Here is a 16,213-nt window from a genome sequence, read left to right as displayed (position 1 = left end):
TCCGCGGCCGCTAGGGTTCCGTTATCGCCAGTGTGTTCCGACCCCTTAAACCGATTACTGGTGCGTCCGCCGCCAGCACCCGTTTCGCGAGGGGGCCGTCGTTGGTGACGACGGCGTCGACCCGGCCGGCCGCGGCCAAGGCGACGAGCGCGTCGTCGGCGTACGATTCGTCCGTCTCCACCGCCTCCGCCCGCTCCGCGAGGTCCGCGCCCACGCTCGCCGCGGTCGCCTCCGCGCCGTTCCCGGCCTGAAGCCCGTCGAGCTCCGCCAGGACCGCCGCCGGCACCACGGTCTCGTAGCCGCCGAGGAGCCGATCCAACTCCTCGAACAGCCGCAGGTCGGCCTCGACCGGCGCCATCAGCGCGCTCGCGTCGAGCGCGACGACGGGAACGCCGCTTCCCCCGAGCCCCTCTGCGCGGTCGTCGTCCGCGGGCGTCGCGTCGGGACCGTCTGCGGGGGCGTCGTCGGCCACGCTACGTGAGCGTTCCGACGCCGATGAGCCGCCAGCGCGCGCCGACGCGCCGGTTGATCGCGATCTGCGCGCCCTCCTCGGCGCAGACGGGCCGCTTGAGGCTCACCTCGCACTCACCGTCGCGCGCGCTCGTCACCGCGCCGACCGTCGTCGCGGTACCGACCGTGAGCATCAGGGGCTCGCCGGTGCTGATCTCCTCGATGTCGCTCTCGCCGCTCTCGTCGTCCTCCTTGCCGACGACGCGCTCGAGCAGGTCGACCGTCATCTCGAACTCCTCGCGGGTCGGGGGGAGCGTCCCCGGCTCGCCGGCGACCTGGCCGGCGAGGGCGTCGCCCTTCGTCAGGCTCGGGTCGAGCCCGGTGCCGACGCCGAGGAGGCCGCCCGGGTGGGCGGTGTCGACGTCGCGGTTGCCGGCTTGGAGCGACCGGACGGTCGTCTCCAGCGGCCGCCACTCCGTCTGGCCTTCCTCGTCCACCTCGCGCCCCGGTCGGATCTCCAGCCCGTCGCCGACCGACAGCTCGCCGCTGACGAGCGATCCGCCGACGACGCCGCCCTTCAGGTCCTCGGCGGTCGCGCCGGGGCGGTTGATGTCGAACGAGCGGGCGGCGTACATCCGGGCGCTCTCGCCCGGGTCGCGGTCCGGCGTCGGGATCTCGGACTCGACCGCGTCGATGAGTAGGTCGAGGTTGACCTCCTGCTGGGCCGAGACGGGGACGATCGGCGCGTCCTCCGCGACGGTTCCCTCGACGAACTCCTGGATCTGCTCGTAGTTGTCGACGGCGCGGTCGCGGCTCACCAGGTCGACCTTGTTCTGCGCGATGACGATGTTCTCGATCCCGATGAGATCGAGCGCCATCAGGTGCTCTTCCGTCTGGGCCTGCGGGACGTCCTCGGTCGCGCTCACGACTAGGACCGCCCCGTCCATGATCGACGCGCCCGAGAGCATCGTCGCCATCAGCGTCTCGTGGCCCGGCGCGTCGACGAACGACACCGTTCGGATCGGTTCGCTCTCGGAGCCGTCCTCGCACTCCTCGTCGACGGTGTAACACTCGGGCTCGTCGACGCCGGGGCAGCGCCGGAACGTCGCGTCCGCGTACCCCAGCCGAATCGAGATGCCGCGTTTCATCTCCTCGCTGTGCTGGTCGGTCCACGAGCCGGACAACGCCTGTACGAGCGTCGTCTTCCCGTGGTCGACGTGACCGACGAGACCGATGTTCACCTCCGGTTGTGTGTTGGCTTCAGTCACTGTTGGACCTCCTAACGGAGTAGTCTTATGCGAATTTCGCCCCGTGCGAGTGATAAAGTTGCTGTTATAGTGGCGTCAGCGCGCGCGACGACCCGGGGCGAGGTCGCGAGCGGTCGCCGTTCGGCGCGGGGCGCTCCACCTTCGACGCGGCTTTACGGCTCACCCGCGAATCTTCGACCGACATGGGATACGCGTGCCCCGTCTGCGACACCCCGCAGCGCGACGGCGAACACCTCGCGCATCACCTCGCGTTCACGGCGATGCTCCACGGCGGCGACCACGAGGCGTGGCTCGACGAACGCGTCGACGACTGGAGCGACCGCGAACCGGCGGAACTCGCGGCCGAGGTGACGCCGCACGCCGACGACGCCGAGTACGACGAGGTGTTCGAGGACACGGTCCCCCGAGGCCGCCCGGACGTCGGAATGGGGTCGGGCGGGGACGCGGCTCCCTCAGACCACGCTCACGACCACGGCCACGCCGACCCCGCTTCCGGGGCCGGCGTCCCGGATCCCGACGCCGTCGACGACCCAGCGGTCGCCGAAGCGCTCCGCGAGGCGCGCGAGATGACCAGAAACGCGGCCGCAGACGACGCCGATGAGGAGTCCGATTCCGCCGACCCCGACCCCGACGCGTAGCGGAACGCCCTTGCCCGCCCCCGGTCAATCGTGTCCATGGAGACCAGAGGCACGTTCGCCCCCCAGACGCGCGCCGAGGCGCTCGAACGGTACGAGGAGGTCGGTCCGGTCGCGCAGGTGGTCGTCCGCGAGGCGACGAAGGCGATGTCGTTCGGCGCCGATGAGTACGACGAGCGCGTCACCCCTGAGGTGATCCGAACCGCCCGCGACGCGACGTTCGCCGAGCTGCTCGCGGTCCACGTCGGCGAGGGCGACGAGTTCGACGCGTGGCTCGCCGACAGCGAGTTCGACGAGGACGCGGTCGTACGGATCGGCTCCGACAGCGTCGACAACGTCGTCTGGCACCCGATTCCCTTCGCGGACACCGTCGTCGCGGCGACGTACCAAGAGGAGCCGGACGCGGCGGCCAGCACCCTCCGGCGCAACGCCTTCGGGCGCGTGTACCGCGAGGAGTTCTACGAGTCGGGGCGGTAATCGGCCGACCGACACGAACGCCGGAGCGGCGGCTCTCCGAGCGGAACGGAAACCGCAAAAACCGGACCGCGGGTGCCGTCCGAACGGCGGCCCCGGCCTTACAGGCGACCGACGTTCTCGACGTTGACGGACTCGACGTCCTCGACCTGCGAGAACGCCTCCTCGACGGCCTCGGTGCCGCCGGCGCCGTCGGGGACGATGACGGTCGGCAGGAGCGCGACCAGCCCGAACGCGACGTCGTCGCGCTCGAAGCCGCGGATCTTCGCGCCCTCGGGGAGGACCTCCTCCAGCCGGTCCTGTAGCTCGTCGAGGTCGACCTCGGGGCTGTTCGGCATGACCTTGATCTTGGCGGCGACGTCGCCCATCTCAGGGCCCCCGGAAGCCGCAGTCGTGGCACTCGTAGAGGTTGCTCTGCTTCCGGCACTTCGCGCACCGGTAGATGGTGGCGCCGCAGTCCGGGCAGGAGAACTGCGCGGCGTTCATCCCGGACACCTGAATCCCACAGGAGACGCACTGCGGGGTGGCTTGAGAGTCGCTCTGGCTCATACACGTACCTACCGGCCGCGACTTTTAACCGTTGTTCTTTGCCTCGGAACCCTCCGTGCGTGACGGTACCGTGCCGCTGCTCGGGCGATCCGCCGCGTCCCGCCGCGGTCTCCGCGACGTCTCACCCGGCGATCAGCGGTCCGATCAACACGCCCATCAGGTGGACGCGCCGCGCGCCGACCCGGGGCGGGGCGAGCCCCAGCGCGCCGGCGACGATCAGGACGCCGACGCCGAACGCCCCGGCGAACGCGTACGAAACGAGCGCGAGCAGCCCCAACACGCCGACAGAGAGCCGGGTGTAGTCGGCGTTCCCGACGTCCGGAGGTACGGGTCGCCGACGAGCACGACCAGCGCGAACCCGAAACACGCCGCGGTCGCGGCCGCGACGAGCAGCAACGGGAGCGCGAACGGCACGCCGGCGCGGTCGATCGCCACGGTCACGCCCGTGCGCGGCGTCCCGAGCGCGACCAGCGCGAACAGCGCAAAGATCGTGTTCGCGGTGTTCGCGCCGCTCGTCGCCACCACGAACCCGCGGTCGACCGACTCGGAGGGCACCGCCGGCATCGCGGCCACGGCGGCGATGGCTGCCGACACGCCCGGCACGTAGCCGACCACCGCGCCGGCGAGCGAGCCGGCACCGGCGCTCGTTCCGAGGTCGCGCGCGTCCATCGCGATCTGCGGGTCGGCCTGCGGCGGGACGCCGTCGCCGCCGAGCGCGTCGACGAGGACCGGAACGCCGAACAGCCCGGCGAAGAGCGGCGCGAGGACGCCGCCGGTCGACAGCGGGGCCGCGGGGTCGGCGTCGAGCGTCGCGAGGCCGAGCGCGGCGCTCGCGAGGAAGGCGACGAGTCCGCCGACCGCCGCCCGCCGCGACGACTCCGTCAGGACGAGCGCGACGACGACGGCGCCGAGCAGCAGCGGGAGGTGCGCCCGCAGCGTCGGGTACCACCGGATCATGAGCCACGTGATCGGGACCGCCAGCGGCACCGCGAGCGCGACCGCCAGCCCGGAGCCGACGGCGGAGAGGCGGACCGCCTCTCTCCCCCGCCCCGCGATCACCAACCGATGACCGGGAAGCGCGGCGACTGCGGTCGCGGCGTCGGGGACGCCCAGCGCGAGCGCGGGGACGATGTCGAGGAACGAGTGGACGACGCCGGCGCCGAGCATCGCGACCCCGACGAACAGCGGATCGGCGGGTACCGACGGCGCGAACCCGGCCAAGAGCAGCGCGAAGTTGTTGGCGTGGAGCCCCGGGACCAGCCCGCTCGCGGTCCCGAGCGCGACCCCGGCGAGGAGGAAGGCGAGCGCCCCGGCCGCGAACGCCGGGTCGACCGTCGGCCGCACGAGCGCGTCCATCGAGGCGGCGTGGCCGCGGCTCCGGACTTAAGCGGTCGGACGGTCGGACCCGTCGGCAGAACCGGACGATTCGAACCGAGCGGTTACGCGTTCTGCGCCGCCTGCGACTTCTTCTGGGTGACGTAGCCGGCGATCCGGTTACGGACGCCCTTCGACTCGACGGTCGTCAGCGCCGTGACGCTCTCCTTGTTCGTCTCGAAGTCCGCGTTGAACGAGTCGGGATACTGCTCCAGCAGGAGGTTCCCGAGCTGTTTGATGTACTTGGGTTTGATGGCCATACCGAGCGGTACCGGCGGCCCGAACTAAAAGGGTTCGTTCCGCCGCGAGCGGCCGCGAGGCGCGCTCCCGGCGGCCGAAGCGAGCCTCGGTCGCTCCCGCCCCGTCACTCGCCGTCGCGCTCGCGCCACCCAGTCGCCTCGTCGATGCGATCGAACGCCTCGCGCTCGGCCGGCCCGCCGCAGCGCTCCACCACGTCGGCGAAGTAGCGGAGCCGGTCGAGCAGCTCGGCCGTGTCGAACGACGGCACGTCCAGCCGCGAGGCGGCCACCGTCGCGTCGACGACCGCGCCGAACCCCCGGTTGACGGTGGGAACGCGCTCGGCGACGACCGCCGACTCGACCGGCGACAGCTCCCACGTCCGGATCGTGGTCTCGCCCTCGGCCTCGGCCGCGACCTCCTCCGCGCGCACCTCGACCCACGCGTCGGCGCTCGGGAGGACGGGGTCGTCCGTCTCCCGGACCGTCAGCGCCGCGTCGACGAACGTCCGCGGGTCGACGGTGAACTGGACCACGCCGCCCCCGCGCTCGGCGAAGTTCCGCCACGTCCGGGTGCGGCCGTAGGTGCGCGCGGTGACCGGCTCGTCCGGCTCGTCCGGGGCGTGAACTCCGAGCGCAGCGACGTTCCACCGGTCGTTCGGCCCGCGCGTCGTCACCACCGACTCCGTGACGCCCCGGAGCGGCACCGGCCACCCGTCCGGGGCTACGCCGACGGGCCCCCCGTCCGGCGCTCCATCGCTCACGGCGCCACCTCCGCGCCGCGCCGGAGCGCGACGAACAGCGCCGCGCAGGTGAGGTCGGCGGTCGTGCCGGGGTTGATCCCCTCGGCGACGAACGCCGCCGCCAGCGACTCCGCGGCGTCGAGGTCGGCGCCGTGAACGGCCTCGGCGTCGACCGCGGAGACGTCTCCGACGGGGTCGCTCGGGTCGCTGCCGTCCGGATACAGGATCTCTCTCGCCCGCGCGCTCGCCTCGCGGGCCGTCTCCGCCCCCCGAGTCGACGCGACGAGGGTGTCCGGCTCCGCGGCGAGCAGCCCGAGGAACGCCCGCGCCGCCCGGTCGGCCAGCGGCCCCTCGTCCGTCAGGATCCACTCGGCCGCGCGGAACGTCCGCGGGAACCCCTCGACCCACTCCGCCGCGTTGCGGTCCGGGACGCGGTCAGAGGCGGCCGAGCCGCCCGCCGCCCCAGCGTCGACCGGGTCCGCTGACAGCGCGAGCACGTCCCGAAGCGTCGCCTCGCGCTCGCGGAGCGCGGGCTCGGCGGCGCCCCCGCGGCGCACGTCGAGGTCGGCCGCGCCCTCCGGCGGGTCGTCGACCGCGACGTCGACGACCTCGAACACCCGGTAGAACGCGACCGCGTCGTCGACGGTCGTCGACCGACAGACCGCGTCCACGCCGGCGGGGGAGAGGTCGCGGTCGGGGTCCGCAGCCGCCCGCACCAGCGGGACGAGCAGCAGGAGACAGCCGAACTGGGTGTTCGTGCCGGCGCGTGCGGCCATCCCCTCCACGGCCCGCTCGAAGGCCGCGCCGACCGCGGGCCGCTCGGCGACGCCGCCGTCGGTCTCGGCAGCCAGTTCGAGCCCCGGCCGGGCGCCGACCGCGCCGCCGAGGAACGCCTCGAACCGGAGGTCGTCGAGGTCGCGGCGGCGGTCCACGTTCCCGGGCTTCGGCGTGCCGGCCACCTCCACCAGGAGCGCGAGCGTCGCGTCGTCGACGGGGTCCGTCGCCCCGCTCGGCGTCACGTCTCCCGCCGGTTTCGTCGCATCTCCTGTCGGGCGCTCGTCACCGCTCACGGCCGCACCTCCGGCCCGGGATCCGCTTCGCCGGCGCGCTCCCGCAGCGATCCCGCCCGCCACTCATCGACAGCGTCCGCGACGCGCGCGAGGACCGGCGGGTCCTCCGTCGGGCGCCCCGCGCTCACCGCGTCGGCCCCGTGCGCGGCGTATTCGGCGACCGTCTCGCGGCCTCGGACGCCGTTGTTGGCGACGACTGTCAGGTCGGCGAGGCGGTCTCCGCCCCCGGATGCCGCGTCGACCGCCGCTGCGAGGTCCGCGATCACCGCCTCCGAGTCCATCGCGTCGACGTGGAGCCAGTCCGCGCCCGCGCTCGCGACGCGCTCCGCGACGGCGACGAGGTCGACCCCGGGCACCTCGGCGCGGACCTTCACGCTCGTCGTCGCGCCCGTCCCGCTCGCGGCGGCGACGTACCGCGTCAACCGGGCCGGATCGCGGAGCAGCGACTCGCCGCAGCCGACCGCGCGGAGTTCGGGCTGCCGACAGTGGGCGTTGACCTCGCAGACCGCGCCGCGGTCGGCGCAGATCCGCGCGGCCTCCCGGACCGGCTCCGGCGCCGCGCTCCGGACGTTGACCCCCGGCCGGACCGGAACCTCGGCGAGCGCGTCGATCTGGTCGGCGACGAACCCGAGCGGGTCGGTCGGGAGGAACTCCGATCGCCCGCGCGCGACGAGATCGCGGGCGGCCGCCCGACTGGCGGGATCGAGCGCGACCCCGCCGAGTAGCGCGGCGTCGACGTGCTCGGCCGCAGCGCGGGCCCACTCGCTGTCGGCCGCGCCGCTGAGGCTCGCGGCGACGAGGAACGGATCGTCGCCCGCGGACGCTCCGGCCGCGTCGGCGCGCCGGGTCACTCCGCCCCCTCCCGCGGCGCCCCCGCGTCCGCCGCGCCGCCGGCGACCGCCGTCAGCGCTCGTTCGCAGGCCCGGGCGACGCGCTCGGCGTCGTCGACGCCGTCGATCTCCGTGTCGGTGCGCTCGACGTGCCGATCGAGGTCGGTCGGGTCGTCGTCGTCGAGGACGAACGCGTCCGCGAAGGGGTACGCTTCGGCCACCCCCGCTGTCGAGGGCTCGCGGCCGACGCCCGCCATCAGCTCCGCGGCCGGGCCGGAGAACACCTCGTCGCCGACGAACGGCGAGACGGCGACCACGGGCGTCTCGCGGAGCGCGCGCTCGAACCCGGGGAGCGCCAGCATCGGGCCGAGGCTCGTCACCGGGTTCGAGGGGCCGATCACGACCGGGTCGGCGAGCGCCGCCAGCGCGGCGTCGGTCGGTTCCGCGTCGGCCGCCCCCCGGAACTCCACGTCGGCGACCGCGGGCTCGGCGCGGCGCGCGACCCAGTACTCCTGGAAGTGGATGGTCTCGCCGCCCTCGGTGTGGACCAGCGTCGCCACCGCGTCGTCGGACATCGGGAGGAGGTCGACGTCGAGGTCGAACGCCGCGGCGAGGACGCGGACCGCCTCGGTGAGCGACTTCCCCTCGTCGAGCAGGCCCGTGCGCGTGAGGTGGACCGCGCGGTCGCGGTCGCCGATCTCCATGAACTCGCCGACCGCGGAGAACCGCCGCCAGCGGGCGATCTCGCGGCCAGCGGTCTGCGTCGCGTCGTCGAGGTAGCGCGGGGTCCCCGGCTCGCCGTCGAGCGCGTCGCCCGCGGCGCTCGCGAGGCGGGAGAGCTCCTCGTGGGTCGCGGTCGTGTCGCCGTCGATCCCCCACCACGTCTCGCGGTCGAGGACGCCGCCGCCCGCGAACAGCACGGTGTCGACGTCGGGGCAGACGAGGTGACCGCCGATCTCGACGTCGTCGCCGGTGTTGGCGACGACCGCGGTCTCGGACGGATCGAACACCCGGGCCGCGCCGTCGAGGAGCTTCGGCGTGCCCGTCCCCCCGGCGAGGAAGGTTACCATACCGGCGCAAGGCGACGGTCGGGCTTGTATCCTCGCCTCCGCGGGCGACGAGGTACGACCGGTGCTACCAGTGGCGGTCCCCTCGAGTCACCGTCGCGGGGGCAGTCGACGGAGGCGCTGAAAGCCGCCAATAGGTGTCGAAAGCTACATATCAGACGAACCGAAAGAACCGTCTCGACACCGTCCTGTCCCCTCATGAATTTCACGACCGAAGCACACCTCGATGAATATATCATCGACGGAGAAAACACGGTCTCGTTTTCTGCGTCCGACGGGGAACTCACCTACCGTCGGCCGTCCGCGGACGAACCCGTCTCGATCCCGGTCCGCGATATCACAAGCGTCGAGTTCGAGCGGGACACGAGCCTCCACCGGCACACGTTCCTCGGACTGTTCTTCCTCGTCCTCTCGCTCGTCCTCACCGTCGGCGCTATCGGGCTGGTGTACACCGGACGCGTCGAGACCCGCCCCGAGATCGCGTTCGCGGCGTTCCTCGGGCTGTTCGCGGTCGGCGGCTGGAACACGACCCGCGACTTCCTCTCTCACTCGGACCGCGACGTGATCGACGTCTACGTCAACACCGAGGCGGAAACCCACGTCCTCTGCGGCGAGGTCGGTCACGCCGGGTTCGTCGACGCCTGCGGACAGCTCATCGACTCCGACGTTCCCACGACGAACCGCAACCGAAAGCTCGCGACCGCCCTCGAATAGCGCGGGTCCGTCGCCCGGCCGGGACGCCGCCTCGCCGCGCCGGACTCGCCGGCGGCTATTCGTGTGCGACGCTCGTCTGCATCCCCTCGGTGTTGAACGCGCTCCCGGCCGCGTCTGCGCCCGCCGCGGTCGGGTCGAGGACGATGACGCCCGCCCCCGACCCGGTCAGCTCCTCGAACTCCGCGATCGCCCGGTCCGCCGCCTCCTGCGCCCCGAGGCCGTCATCGAGGTGGCCGACCGCTCGTCGCGAGAGCGTCACCCGCGCGATGTCTTCGCCGGCGCCCGTCGCGCTCGCCCCGCCGGCCTCGGTACAAAAGAAGCCGGAGCCGACCTGCGGCACGTCGCCGACGCGCCCCGCGAGCGCGAACGACCGCCCGCCGGTCGAGGTGACCGCCGCGACGCGCTCCCCGTCGGTCGCGACCGCGCCGACGGTGTCGTGATCGGAGGCGCGGCCCGACGCCTCGACCCCCGTCCCGTCGCCGTCGTCCGGCCGCTCGCCGGCCCGATCGTCGCCCGACCCGAACCGCGACGCGAGCCAGTCGAGGTGCTCCCGCGGGCCGCCCCGCGGCGGGTCCTCCGCCTCGTATCGCTCCCGCGTCTCGTCGGTGAGCAGGGCGGCGCCCGTCTCGACGCCGAACTCCGCCGCGAGTTCGACGGCGTGTTCACCCGAGACGAAGACGTGCGGCGTCTCGTCACGGACGATCCGGGCGACGCTCGCCGCGTGTTCGACGCCCGGCATCGAGCAGGCCGCGCCGATCTCGCGGTCCGAGGTCATCACGCCCGCGTCGGTGCGGACGACGCCGTCGGACTGGACCGCGCCGCCGACGCCCGCGTTGAACCGGGGGTCCGATTCGAGGACGGCGACTGCCGACTCCACCGCGTCGAGCGGCGTCGCGGCGTCGGCGCCGCGCGCGGCCGCCTCGTCGAGGACCGCCTGCCTGGGCTCCGGGTCGTCCGGGGCGCCGCCGGCGCCGCCGTGAACGATGACTCGCATACCGGAGGCTCCCGCGGCGGCCACATAAGCGTCCGGAAGCCGGCGGCGACCGCTGGGGTCGACCGGCCTCCCCCTCCGCCGCCGCAAGACCTATTCCCGCCGCTGGGCGAGTCGGAGCCATCGTGACGACGGCCGATTCCGCCGGCGGCGCCGCCCCACGCCGCGCCGCGTCCCGGCTCCGCGCCGCGCTCCGCCGGCGACTCGGGATTGACCCCCGCGCGCTCGCCGCGTTCCGGATCGCGCTCGGCGCCGTCCTCCTCGTCGACCTCGCGCTCCGGTCGCGGAACCTCGTCGCCTTCTACACGGACGCCGGCGTCCTCCCGCGGGCGACGCTCACCGACGCGTATCCACTCGGCGCCCGCTTCTCGCTCCACGCCGTCTCCGGCGAGGCGTGGGCCGTCGCGCTGCTGTTCCTCGCCGCCGCGCTCGCCGCTGTCGCGCTCGCGGTCGGCCACCGGACCCGCGTCGCGGTCGTCGCCTCCCTGCTCCTGCTCGCGTCGCTTCAGGCGCGGAACCCCTTCGTCCTCAACGCCGGGGACACCCTCCTCCTCCAGCTGCTCGGCGCCGGACTCCTGTGCCCGCTCAGCGCTCGCTGGTCGGTCGACGCGGTCCGCCGCCGCGCCCCCGATGCCGCGGCCCCGCCCAGCGGCGACGGCCGCGACCGCGTCGCGGGCCCCGCATCGGCGCTTCTCCTGACGCTCGCGGTCGTCGTGTACGTCGCCAACGCGGTCGAGAAGTTCCGAGGGTCGATGTGGCCCGGCGGCGAGGCGGTCGCGCGCGTGTTCCGGCTCACCTACCTCCACGGCCCGCTCGGCGGGCTCGTCCCGGAGTGGCCGGCGCTGCTCTCGGCGGCCACCTACGGCTGGCTCGCGCTGCTCGTCGCCTCCCCGCTGCTGGTCGCGGCCGCCGGCCGGGTCCGGGCCGCGCTCGCGGGGACGTTCGTCGCCGCGCACCTCTCGATGGCCGCCGCGCTACAGATCGGCGTGTTCCCCGCGATCTCCGCGACCTCGCTGCTGCCCTTCTTCCCGCGGTTCGTCTGGGACCGCGTCGAGCGCGCGGTCGCCCCCGCCGCCGACCGGCTCCGCCGCCTCGCGGAGCGTCGGACCGTCTCCGCGGGACGACCGGCCGGTCCGCGGTCGCTCCGGGTCCTCCGCGAGGGAGTTGCGGCCGCGATCCCGGTCCTCGCCGCGGTCCTCCTCGTCGCGGTCGTCGCGTGGAACGGAATGGCGCTCGGGGCCGTCGAGACGCCCGACGCGGTCGCGTCGGTGTCCGACCCGACGGAGGGCGGCTGGACCATGTTCGCGCCGAACCCGCCCTCGACCGACGCGCGCGTGTCGGCGACCGCCGCGACCGCCGACGGCGACCGGATCGACGCGCTGTATGGCGACCGCGTCGCGCGCGACCGACCGCCCTCCGACGCCCGCGCGTACCCGACCGCGCGCTGGCGGAAGCTCCTCACGGCGCTCGCGAACAACCCTGACTCGGCCCGCGTCGACCCGCTGCTCGCGCACCTCTGCGACCGGGCGGGGGGCTTCGCCGAGGGTGGAGACGGCGCGATCCGATCGGTCACGGTGTCGGCCGTCGACGTCGACGTGAGGGACGGGGAGACGCGGGTCGACGAACTCGGGACGCGCTCGTGCTCGGCGCCGTGAACGGGGCGCGAGACTCGATCGCGGACGTTTACTTTCGGACCGCCCGATACCCCTGTCGTGACAGCTCCGGAACCGACCGCGTCGCCGGGAAACTCGACGCCGGTGTCCGTCCTGCTCCCGACCGTCCGCTGGACCGACGCCTGCGACGAGGTGGCGGCCCAGCTCCGCGGGTCCGAGGCGCTCGGCGGTGAGGCGAGCGGCGCGGCCGACGACGACGCGGACGCCGACGAACTCCTCGTGATCTGCGACTCCCCGGACGACCCGGTCGCCGACCGGCGGGGAGACCTGCCGCCCCGCGTCCGGATCGTCATCGCCGGCGAACCGGAGGGGTGTTCCGGCAAGGCCAACGCGATCGCCGCCGGGATGGCGGCGGCCGCGAACGACCGGATCGCCTGGACGGACGACGACTTCCGCCATCCGCCCGACTGGCTGGCGACGCTCGACGCCGACTACGACCGGCAGGGGCCCACCACGGAGGTCCCGGTGTTCGTCGGGCTCGACCCGCTGGCTCGCCTGTTCGAACCCGCGTACGTGATCGGTGGGACGCTCGCGGTGTTCGCGGCCGGCGTCGCGTGGGGCGGCGCGGTAATATTCGAGCGCGAGGACCTCCGCGCCGGGGAGGCGGCGTTCCGCCGGGACCTCCTGCGGACGGTCAGCGACGACGGGACGCTCACCGACCACCTCGACGTGGCGTCGGTCGACCGGACGCGGTACGTCCGGGCGGGCGGGTCGGCCCGGGACTCGCTGGAGCGGTTCGTCCGCTTCCTGACGATCACCCGGTACCACGCCCCCGGGGCGACCGCGTTCAACGCCGCCTTCGGCGTCTCGATGGCGGCGCTCTGCCTGTTCGCGCCGGTCGCCGGGGTGACGCTCGTCACGGCCCTCGCCGGGGCGGCGTACGCCCGGTTCGGGATCCGGCGCGCGACGTTCCTGCTCGCCGCGCCGGGCGTGCTGATCGCGCCCCCGCTGATGGCGTACGCGTTCGCCCGCCGGACGTTCGTCTGGGGCGGGCGCCGCTACCGCTGGCGGTCGCTGTTCGACGTCGAGGTCGAGCCGATCTGACCGCGGGACACCGCGGGGAGGCGTCGGGGCCGCCCGCGGTGAGAACGGGAGAGACTGCGAGAGCGCCCGCGGCGAGAACCGGCAAAGGCTGCGAGCGCGACGCTCACGCCGAAAACGGCAACCACTTTAGGGGGCCACGGAAATCGTCGAACGTTCATGAGTTACGATAAAGTCGATGTCCCTGACGACGGCGAAGCGATCACGCTCGCCGACGAGGAGACCGGCGAGCTGAACGTGCCGTCGAACCCCATCATCCCGATCATCCACGGCGACGGAATCGGCACCGACGTCGGGCCGGCCGCACAGCAGGTGCTCGACGCCGCCGCGGAAGCGACCGGCCGATCCATCTCGTGGATGCGCGTCTACGCCGGTGCCAGCGCCCGCGAGAAGTACGACGAGAACCTCCCCGAGGACACCGTCTCGGCCATCCGCGACCACCGCGTCGCGATCAAGGGCCCGCTGACGACCCCCGTCGGCGCCGGCTTCCGCTCGCTGAACGTCGCCCTCCGCAAGACGCTCGACCTGTTCGCGAACGTCCGTCCCACCTACCACCTCGAGGGCGTCCCGTCCCCCGTCAAGAGCCCCGAGGAGATGGACATGGTCACGTTCCGCGAGAACACCGAGGACGTCTACGCCGGCGTCGAGTGGGAGGCCGGCACCGAGGGCGCGGAGCAGGTACGCGACTTCCTCGAGGACGACATGGGCATCGCGGACGTCATCCACGACGGTCCGGTCGGCATCGGCGTCAAGCCCATCTCCGAGTTCGGCTCAAAGCGCCTCATCCGCGAGGCCGTCGACTACGCGCTCGCGAACGACCGCGACTCGGTCACCCTCGTCCACAAGGGGAACATCATGAAATTCACCGAGGGCGCCTTCCGCGACTGGGGCTACGAGGTCGCCGAGGAGGAGTACGGCGACGACGTGATCACCGAGGACCAGCTCTGGGAGGAGCACGACGGCGAGCAGCCGGAGGGCACCCTCGTCGTGAAAGACCGCATCGCGGACAACATGCTCCAGCAGCTGCTGACCCGCACCGACGAGTACTCCGTCATCGCGACGATGAACCTCAACGGCGACTACATGTCCGACGCCGCCGGCGCGCAGATCGGCGGCCTCGGCATCGCGCCCGGCATCAACCGCGGTCACGGCCGCTGTCTCGCCGAGCCCGTCCACGGCTCCGCGCCCAAGTACGCCGGCGAGGACAAGGTGAACCCCACCGCGATGATCCTCTCGGGCCGCGAGATGCTCGACTACCTCGGCTGGTCCGACGCCGCGGACCTCGTGCGCGACGCTGTCGAGGAGACCATCGCCTCGGGCAAGGTCACCTACGACCTCCACCGGCAGATCGAGGGCGGCGAGAAGCTCGCCACCAGCGAGTTCGCGGACGCCGTCGTCGACAAGATCGACGAACTGGCGTAAGGCTCCGTCGTCGACCCCGCGGTCAACGACTCCTCTTCTCTCCAAATCGTCGCTGCGTCCCCGCCTATCCCAACCGCTCGTCGAGGATGAGCCGCGTCTTCGTCGACTTGACCTCGTCCATCTCTCGGGCCTGCGTGATCAGTTCGTTGACCGCGCGCGTGTCGACCGCGTCGACGACGAGGACGACGTCCTCCTCGCCGGACACCTGCCAGACGAAGTCGACCTCCTCCCACTCCACCATCCGCTGGCCGACCGCGTCCGTGTTGACGTTCATCTCCACCGAGATCTCGATCATGGCCTTCACGTTGCCGGTGCGGGTCGTGACCGTGAACCGCTCGATCACGCCCTCGTCCGTCATCCGGTCGACGCGGTTGCGCACGGTCCCCTCGGAGGTCCCCACCCGGTCCGCGATCTCCGTGTACGGGGTCCGCGCGTCCCGTCGCAGGATCGAGAGGATCCGTCTGTCGAGGTCGTCCATACCGATCCGTCTCGGTCCGCCGACTTACCCGTTACGAATATCGTAACTAACCTTCGAACGACGCATTTATTATCCTTTACGCGTACGTTTCTCGTAATGTCGGACGCCTACATCGCGCTGGCCGACGGTCGCGTGCTCGAAGCGCGCGCCCGTGCGCCGGGGCGGACCCGCGGCGAACTAGTGTTCACGACCGCGTACACCGGCTACGAGGAGTCGCTCACCGACCCCTCCTACGCCGAACAGATCCTCACCTTCTCGTACCCCCTCATCGGGAACTACGGCGTCCGAACCGAGCGGTTCGAGTCCGAATCGGTCCGGCCGAACGCGGCGGTCGCCCGCGAGATGACCGACGACGTCGCCGACTGGCTCGCCGCGGAAGGCGTTCCGGCCGTCGACCACGTCGACACCCGCGAAATCGTCACCACCGTCCGCGAGGAGGGCGCGATGGCCTGCGGGATCGCCGCCGGCCCGGACGCGACCGCCGAGGACGCCGTCGAAGCGATGGAGGCGTGTGAGCCGATGAGCGACCACGTCGATATCGGCGCGCAGGTGTCCGTCGCGGAGCCGACCGTCCACGAGGGGGGCGGCGACGCCGACGTGGCCCTCCTCGACTGCGGCGCCAAAGGATCGATCATCTCCTCGCTCACCGACCGCGGCGCGGACGTCCACGTGCTCCCGTACGACGCGACCCCCGAGGACGTGGCCGCCGTCGGGCCCGACGTGCTCTTCGTCTCGAACGGCCCGGGCGACCCGGAGAACTTCGTCGCGGCCCAGGCGGTCGTCGACGAGTTCGCCGGCGACCTGCCGATGGCCGGCATCTGCCTCGGACAGCAGGTGATCACGAGCGCGCTCGGCGGCTCGACCGAGAAGATGGCGTTCGGCCACCGCGGCGTCAACCAGCCGGTGAAGGACCTCCGCACCGACAAGGTCGTGATGACCACCCAGAACCACGGCTACACGGTCGACGACACCGGCCCGCTGGAGGTGACGCAGGTGAACGTCAACGACGACACCGTCGAGGGGCTCGACAGCGAGGATCTCGACGTGATCACCCGCCAGTACCACCCCGAGGCGAACCCCGGGCCGCACGACTCGCTCGGCTTCTTCGACGAAGTGCTCGACCTGGCGACCTCGTCGCGCCGCGTCGCGGCCGACTGAGCCGGCGGTCCGCCCTCCCCGCTCCCGGCGGTTCCGACGC

The 16,213-nt window shown here is 72.9% G+C and carries 18 protein-coding genes and 1 pseudogene; 7 read left to right on the top strand and 12 right to left on the bottom strand.

Features of this window, described 5'->3' with window-relative positions; genetic code table 11:
- Positions 1-10: 10 nt before the first annotated feature.
- Together EXE52_RS05455 and EXE52_RS05450 are read right to left on the bottom strand one after the other, a co-directional pair.
- Entirely contained in the window at positions 11-472 is a 462-nt protein-coding gene (locus EXE52_RS05455) for a DUF188 domain-containing protein (RefSeq protein ID WP_049930267.1), read from the bottom strand.
- A gap of 1 nt (position 473) precedes the next feature.
- Positions 474-1,718: a translation initiation factor IF-2 subunit gamma gene (locus EXE52_RS05450; protein ID WP_049930268.1), complete on the bottom strand. Its 1,245-nt coding sequence runs from the start codon at positions 1,716-1,718 to the stop codon at positions 474-476.
- A gap of 182 nt (positions 1,719-1,900) precedes the next feature.
- On the opposite strand from EXE52_RS05450, the gene EXE52_RS05445 reads away from it, so the two are divergent.
- Both EXE52_RS05445 and EXE52_RS05440 read left to right on the top strand, forming a co-directional pair.
- A complete protein-coding gene (locus EXE52_RS05445) occupies positions 1,901-2,356 on the top strand; it encodes a DUF5810 domain-containing protein (RefSeq protein ID WP_049930271.1) in 456 nt (151 codons plus the stop codon).
- Positions 2,357-2,392: 36 nt separating this feature from the next.
- Positions 2,393-2,830 carry a DUF5809 family protein gene (locus EXE52_RS05440; protein ID WP_049930273.1) on the top strand — a complete coding sequence of 146 codons (438 nt, stop codon included), beginning with the start codon at positions 2,393-2,395 and terminating at the stop codon, positions 2,828-2,830.
- A 98-nt stretch (positions 2,831-2,928) separates the two neighbouring features.
- On the opposite strand, the gene EXE52_RS05435 is transcribed toward EXE52_RS05440, so the two are convergent.
- The 8 genes and pseudogenes from EXE52_RS05435 to cofD all read right to left on the bottom strand — a co-directional run bounded on the left by EXE52_RS05435 (position 2,929) and on the right by cofD (position 8,699).
- Entirely contained in the window at positions 2,929-3,195 is a 267-nt protein-coding gene (locus EXE52_RS05435) for an elongation factor 1-beta (protein WP_049930274.1), read from the bottom strand.
- Between the two features lies 1 nt (position 3,196).
- Entirely contained in the window at positions 3,197-3,376 is a 180-nt protein-coding gene (locus tag EXE52_RS05430; protein ID WP_049930276.1) for an HVO_2753 family zinc finger protein, read from the bottom strand.
- A 121-nt stretch (positions 3,377-3,497) separates the two neighbouring features.
- A pseudogene (locus tag EXE52_RS05425) lies at positions 3,498-4,732 on the bottom strand (tripartite tricarboxylate transporter permease).
- An 83-nt stretch (positions 4,733-4,815) separates the two neighbouring features.
- Positions 4,816-5,010: a 30S ribosomal protein S17e gene (locus EXE52_RS05420; protein ID WP_049930279.1), complete on the bottom strand. Its 195-nt coding sequence runs from the start codon at positions 5,008-5,010 to the stop codon at positions 4,816-4,818.
- Positions 5,011-5,114: 104 nt separating this feature from the next.
- On the bottom strand, positions 5,115-5,750 hold the full coding sequence (locus EXE52_RS05415; RefSeq protein WP_089308343.1) for a DUF447 domain-containing protein: 636 nt from the start codon (positions 5,748-5,750) through the stop codon (positions 5,115-5,117).
- Positions 5,747-6,748 carry a triphosphoribosyl-dephospho-CoA synthase gene (locus EXE52_RS05410; RefSeq protein ID WP_089308342.1) on the bottom strand — a complete coding sequence of 334 codons (1,002 nt, stop codon included), beginning with the start codon at positions 6,746-6,748 and terminating at the stop codon, positions 5,747-5,749. Before EXE52_RS05410 ends, EXE52_RS05415 begins: the two co-directional genes overlap by 4 nt.
- Positions 6,749-6,795: 47 nt before the next feature.
- A complete protein-coding gene (locus EXE52_RS05405; RefSeq protein ID WP_086219230.1) occupies positions 6,796-7,650 on the bottom strand; it encodes a tRNA-dihydrouridine synthase in 855 nt (284 codons plus the stop codon).
- Entirely contained in the window at positions 7,647-8,699 is a 1,053-nt protein-coding gene (gene cofD, locus EXE52_RS05400; RefSeq protein ID WP_049930284.1) for a 2-phospho-L-lactate transferase, read from the bottom strand. Before cofD ends, EXE52_RS05405 begins: the two co-directional genes overlap by 4 nt.
- A gap of 195 nt (positions 8,700-8,894) precedes the next feature.
- Here cofD and EXE52_RS05395 point away from each other — a divergent pair, with 195 nt between their 5' ends.
- A complete protein-coding gene (locus EXE52_RS05395) occupies positions 8,895-9,410 on the top strand; it encodes a hypothetical protein (protein WP_086219228.1) in 516 nt (171 codons plus the stop codon).
- Positions 9,411-9,465: 55 nt separating this feature from the next.
- On the opposite strand, the gene EXE52_RS05390 is transcribed toward EXE52_RS05395, so the two are convergent.
- On the bottom strand, positions 9,466-10,404 hold the full coding sequence (locus EXE52_RS05390; protein ID WP_049930288.1) for an isoaspartyl peptidase/L-asparaginase: 939 nt from the start codon (positions 10,402-10,404) through the stop codon (positions 9,466-9,468).
- A gap of 122 nt (positions 10,405-10,526) precedes the next feature.
- Here EXE52_RS05390 and EXE52_RS05385 point away from each other — a divergent pair, with 122 nt between their 5' ends.
- From EXE52_RS05385 to icd, 3 genes are all read left to right on the top strand, one after another.
- Positions 10,527-12,056 carry an HTTM domain-containing protein gene (locus tag EXE52_RS05385; protein ID WP_089308341.1) on the top strand — a complete coding sequence of 510 codons (1,530 nt, stop codon included), beginning with the start codon at positions 10,527-10,529 and terminating at the stop codon, positions 12,054-12,056.
- Between the two features lie 57 nt (positions 12,057-12,113).
- Positions 12,114-13,118, top strand: a complete 1,005-nt coding sequence (locus EXE52_RS05380; RefSeq protein WP_049930293.1) for a glycosyltransferase — start codon at positions 12,114-12,116, stop codon at positions 13,116-13,118.
- A 156-nt stretch (positions 13,119-13,274) separates the two neighbouring features.
- A complete protein-coding gene (gene icd / locus EXE52_RS05375) occupies positions 13,275-14,537 on the top strand; it encodes an isocitrate dehydrogenase (NADP(+)) (RefSeq protein ID WP_089308340.1) in 1,263 nt (420 codons plus the stop codon).
- Between the two features lie 64 nt (positions 14,538-14,601).
- Here the strand turns inward: icd and EXE52_RS05370 are convergent, their stop codons facing one another.
- Positions 14,602-15,015 (bottom strand): Lrp/AsnC family transcriptional regulator, encoded by a 414-nt coding sequence (locus EXE52_RS05370; RefSeq protein WP_006114390.1) that lies wholly within the window; start codon positions 15,013-15,015, stop codon positions 14,602-14,604.
- Between the two features lie 96 nt (positions 15,016-15,111).
- Here EXE52_RS05370 and carA point away from each other — a divergent pair, with 96 nt between their 5' ends.
- A complete protein-coding gene (gene carA, locus EXE52_RS05365; RefSeq protein WP_049930296.1) occupies positions 15,112-16,173 on the top strand; it encodes a glutamine-hydrolyzing carbamoyl-phosphate synthase small subunit in 1,062 nt (353 codons plus the stop codon).
- The last annotated feature ends 40 nt before the right edge of the window (positions 16,174-16,213 follow it).

The organism is Halorubrum sp. CGM4_25_10-8A (assembly GCF_005435025.1).
In the GTDB taxonomy this organism is placed as follows: domain Archaea; phylum Halobacteriota; class Halobacteria; order Halobacteriales; family Haloferacaceae; genus Halorubrum; species Halorubrum ezzemoulense.
This window is presented reverse-complemented; position numbering and strand designations above follow the sequence as displayed.

What these genes read in the sequence shown, in the direction of transcription:
- EXE52_RS05445 (WP_049930271.1), top strand. Translation starts at nt 1,901, where the DNA reads ATGGGATACGCGTGCCCCGTCTGCGACACCCCGCAGCGCGACGGCGAA.
- EXE52_RS05370 (WP_006114390.1), bottom strand. Translation starts at nt 15,015, where the DNA reads ATGGACGACCTCGACAGACGGATCCTCTCGATCCTGCGACGGGACGCG.
- EXE52_RS05435 (WP_049930274.1), bottom strand. Translation starts at nt 3,195, where the DNA reads ATGGGCGACGTCGCCGCCAAGATCAAGGTCATGCCGAACAGCCCCGAG.
- EXE52_RS05390 (WP_049930288.1), bottom strand. Translation starts at nt 10,404, where the DNA reads ATGCGAGTCATCGTTCACGGCGGCGCCGGCGGCGCCCCGGACGACCCG.
- icd (WP_089308340.1), top strand. Translation starts at nt 13,275, where the DNA reads ATGAGTTACGATAAAGTCGATGTCCCTGACGACGGCGAAGCGATCACG.
- EXE52_RS05440 (WP_049930273.1), top strand. Translation starts at nt 2,393, where the DNA reads ATGGAGACCAGAGGCACGTTCGCCCCCCAGACGCGCGCCGAGGCGCTC.
- carA (WP_049930296.1), top strand. Translation starts at nt 15,112, where the DNA reads ATGTCGGACGCCTACATCGCGCTGGCCGACGGTCGCGTGCTCGAAGCG.
- cofD (WP_049930284.1), bottom strand. Translation starts at nt 8,699, where the DNA reads ATGGTAACCTTCCTCGCCGGGGGGACGGGCACGCCGAAGCTCCTCGAC.
- EXE52_RS05430 (WP_049930276.1), bottom strand. Translation starts at nt 3,376, where the DNA reads ATGAGCCAGAGCGACTCTCAAGCCACCCCGCAGTGCGTCTCCTGTGGG.
- EXE52_RS05395 (WP_086219228.1), top strand. Translation starts at nt 8,895, where the DNA reads ATGAATTTCACGACCGAAGCACACCTCGATGAATATATCATCGACGGA.
- EXE52_RS05420 (WP_049930279.1), bottom strand. Translation starts at nt 5,010, where the DNA reads ATGGCCATCAAACCCAAGTACATCAAACAGCTCGGGAACCTCCTGCTG.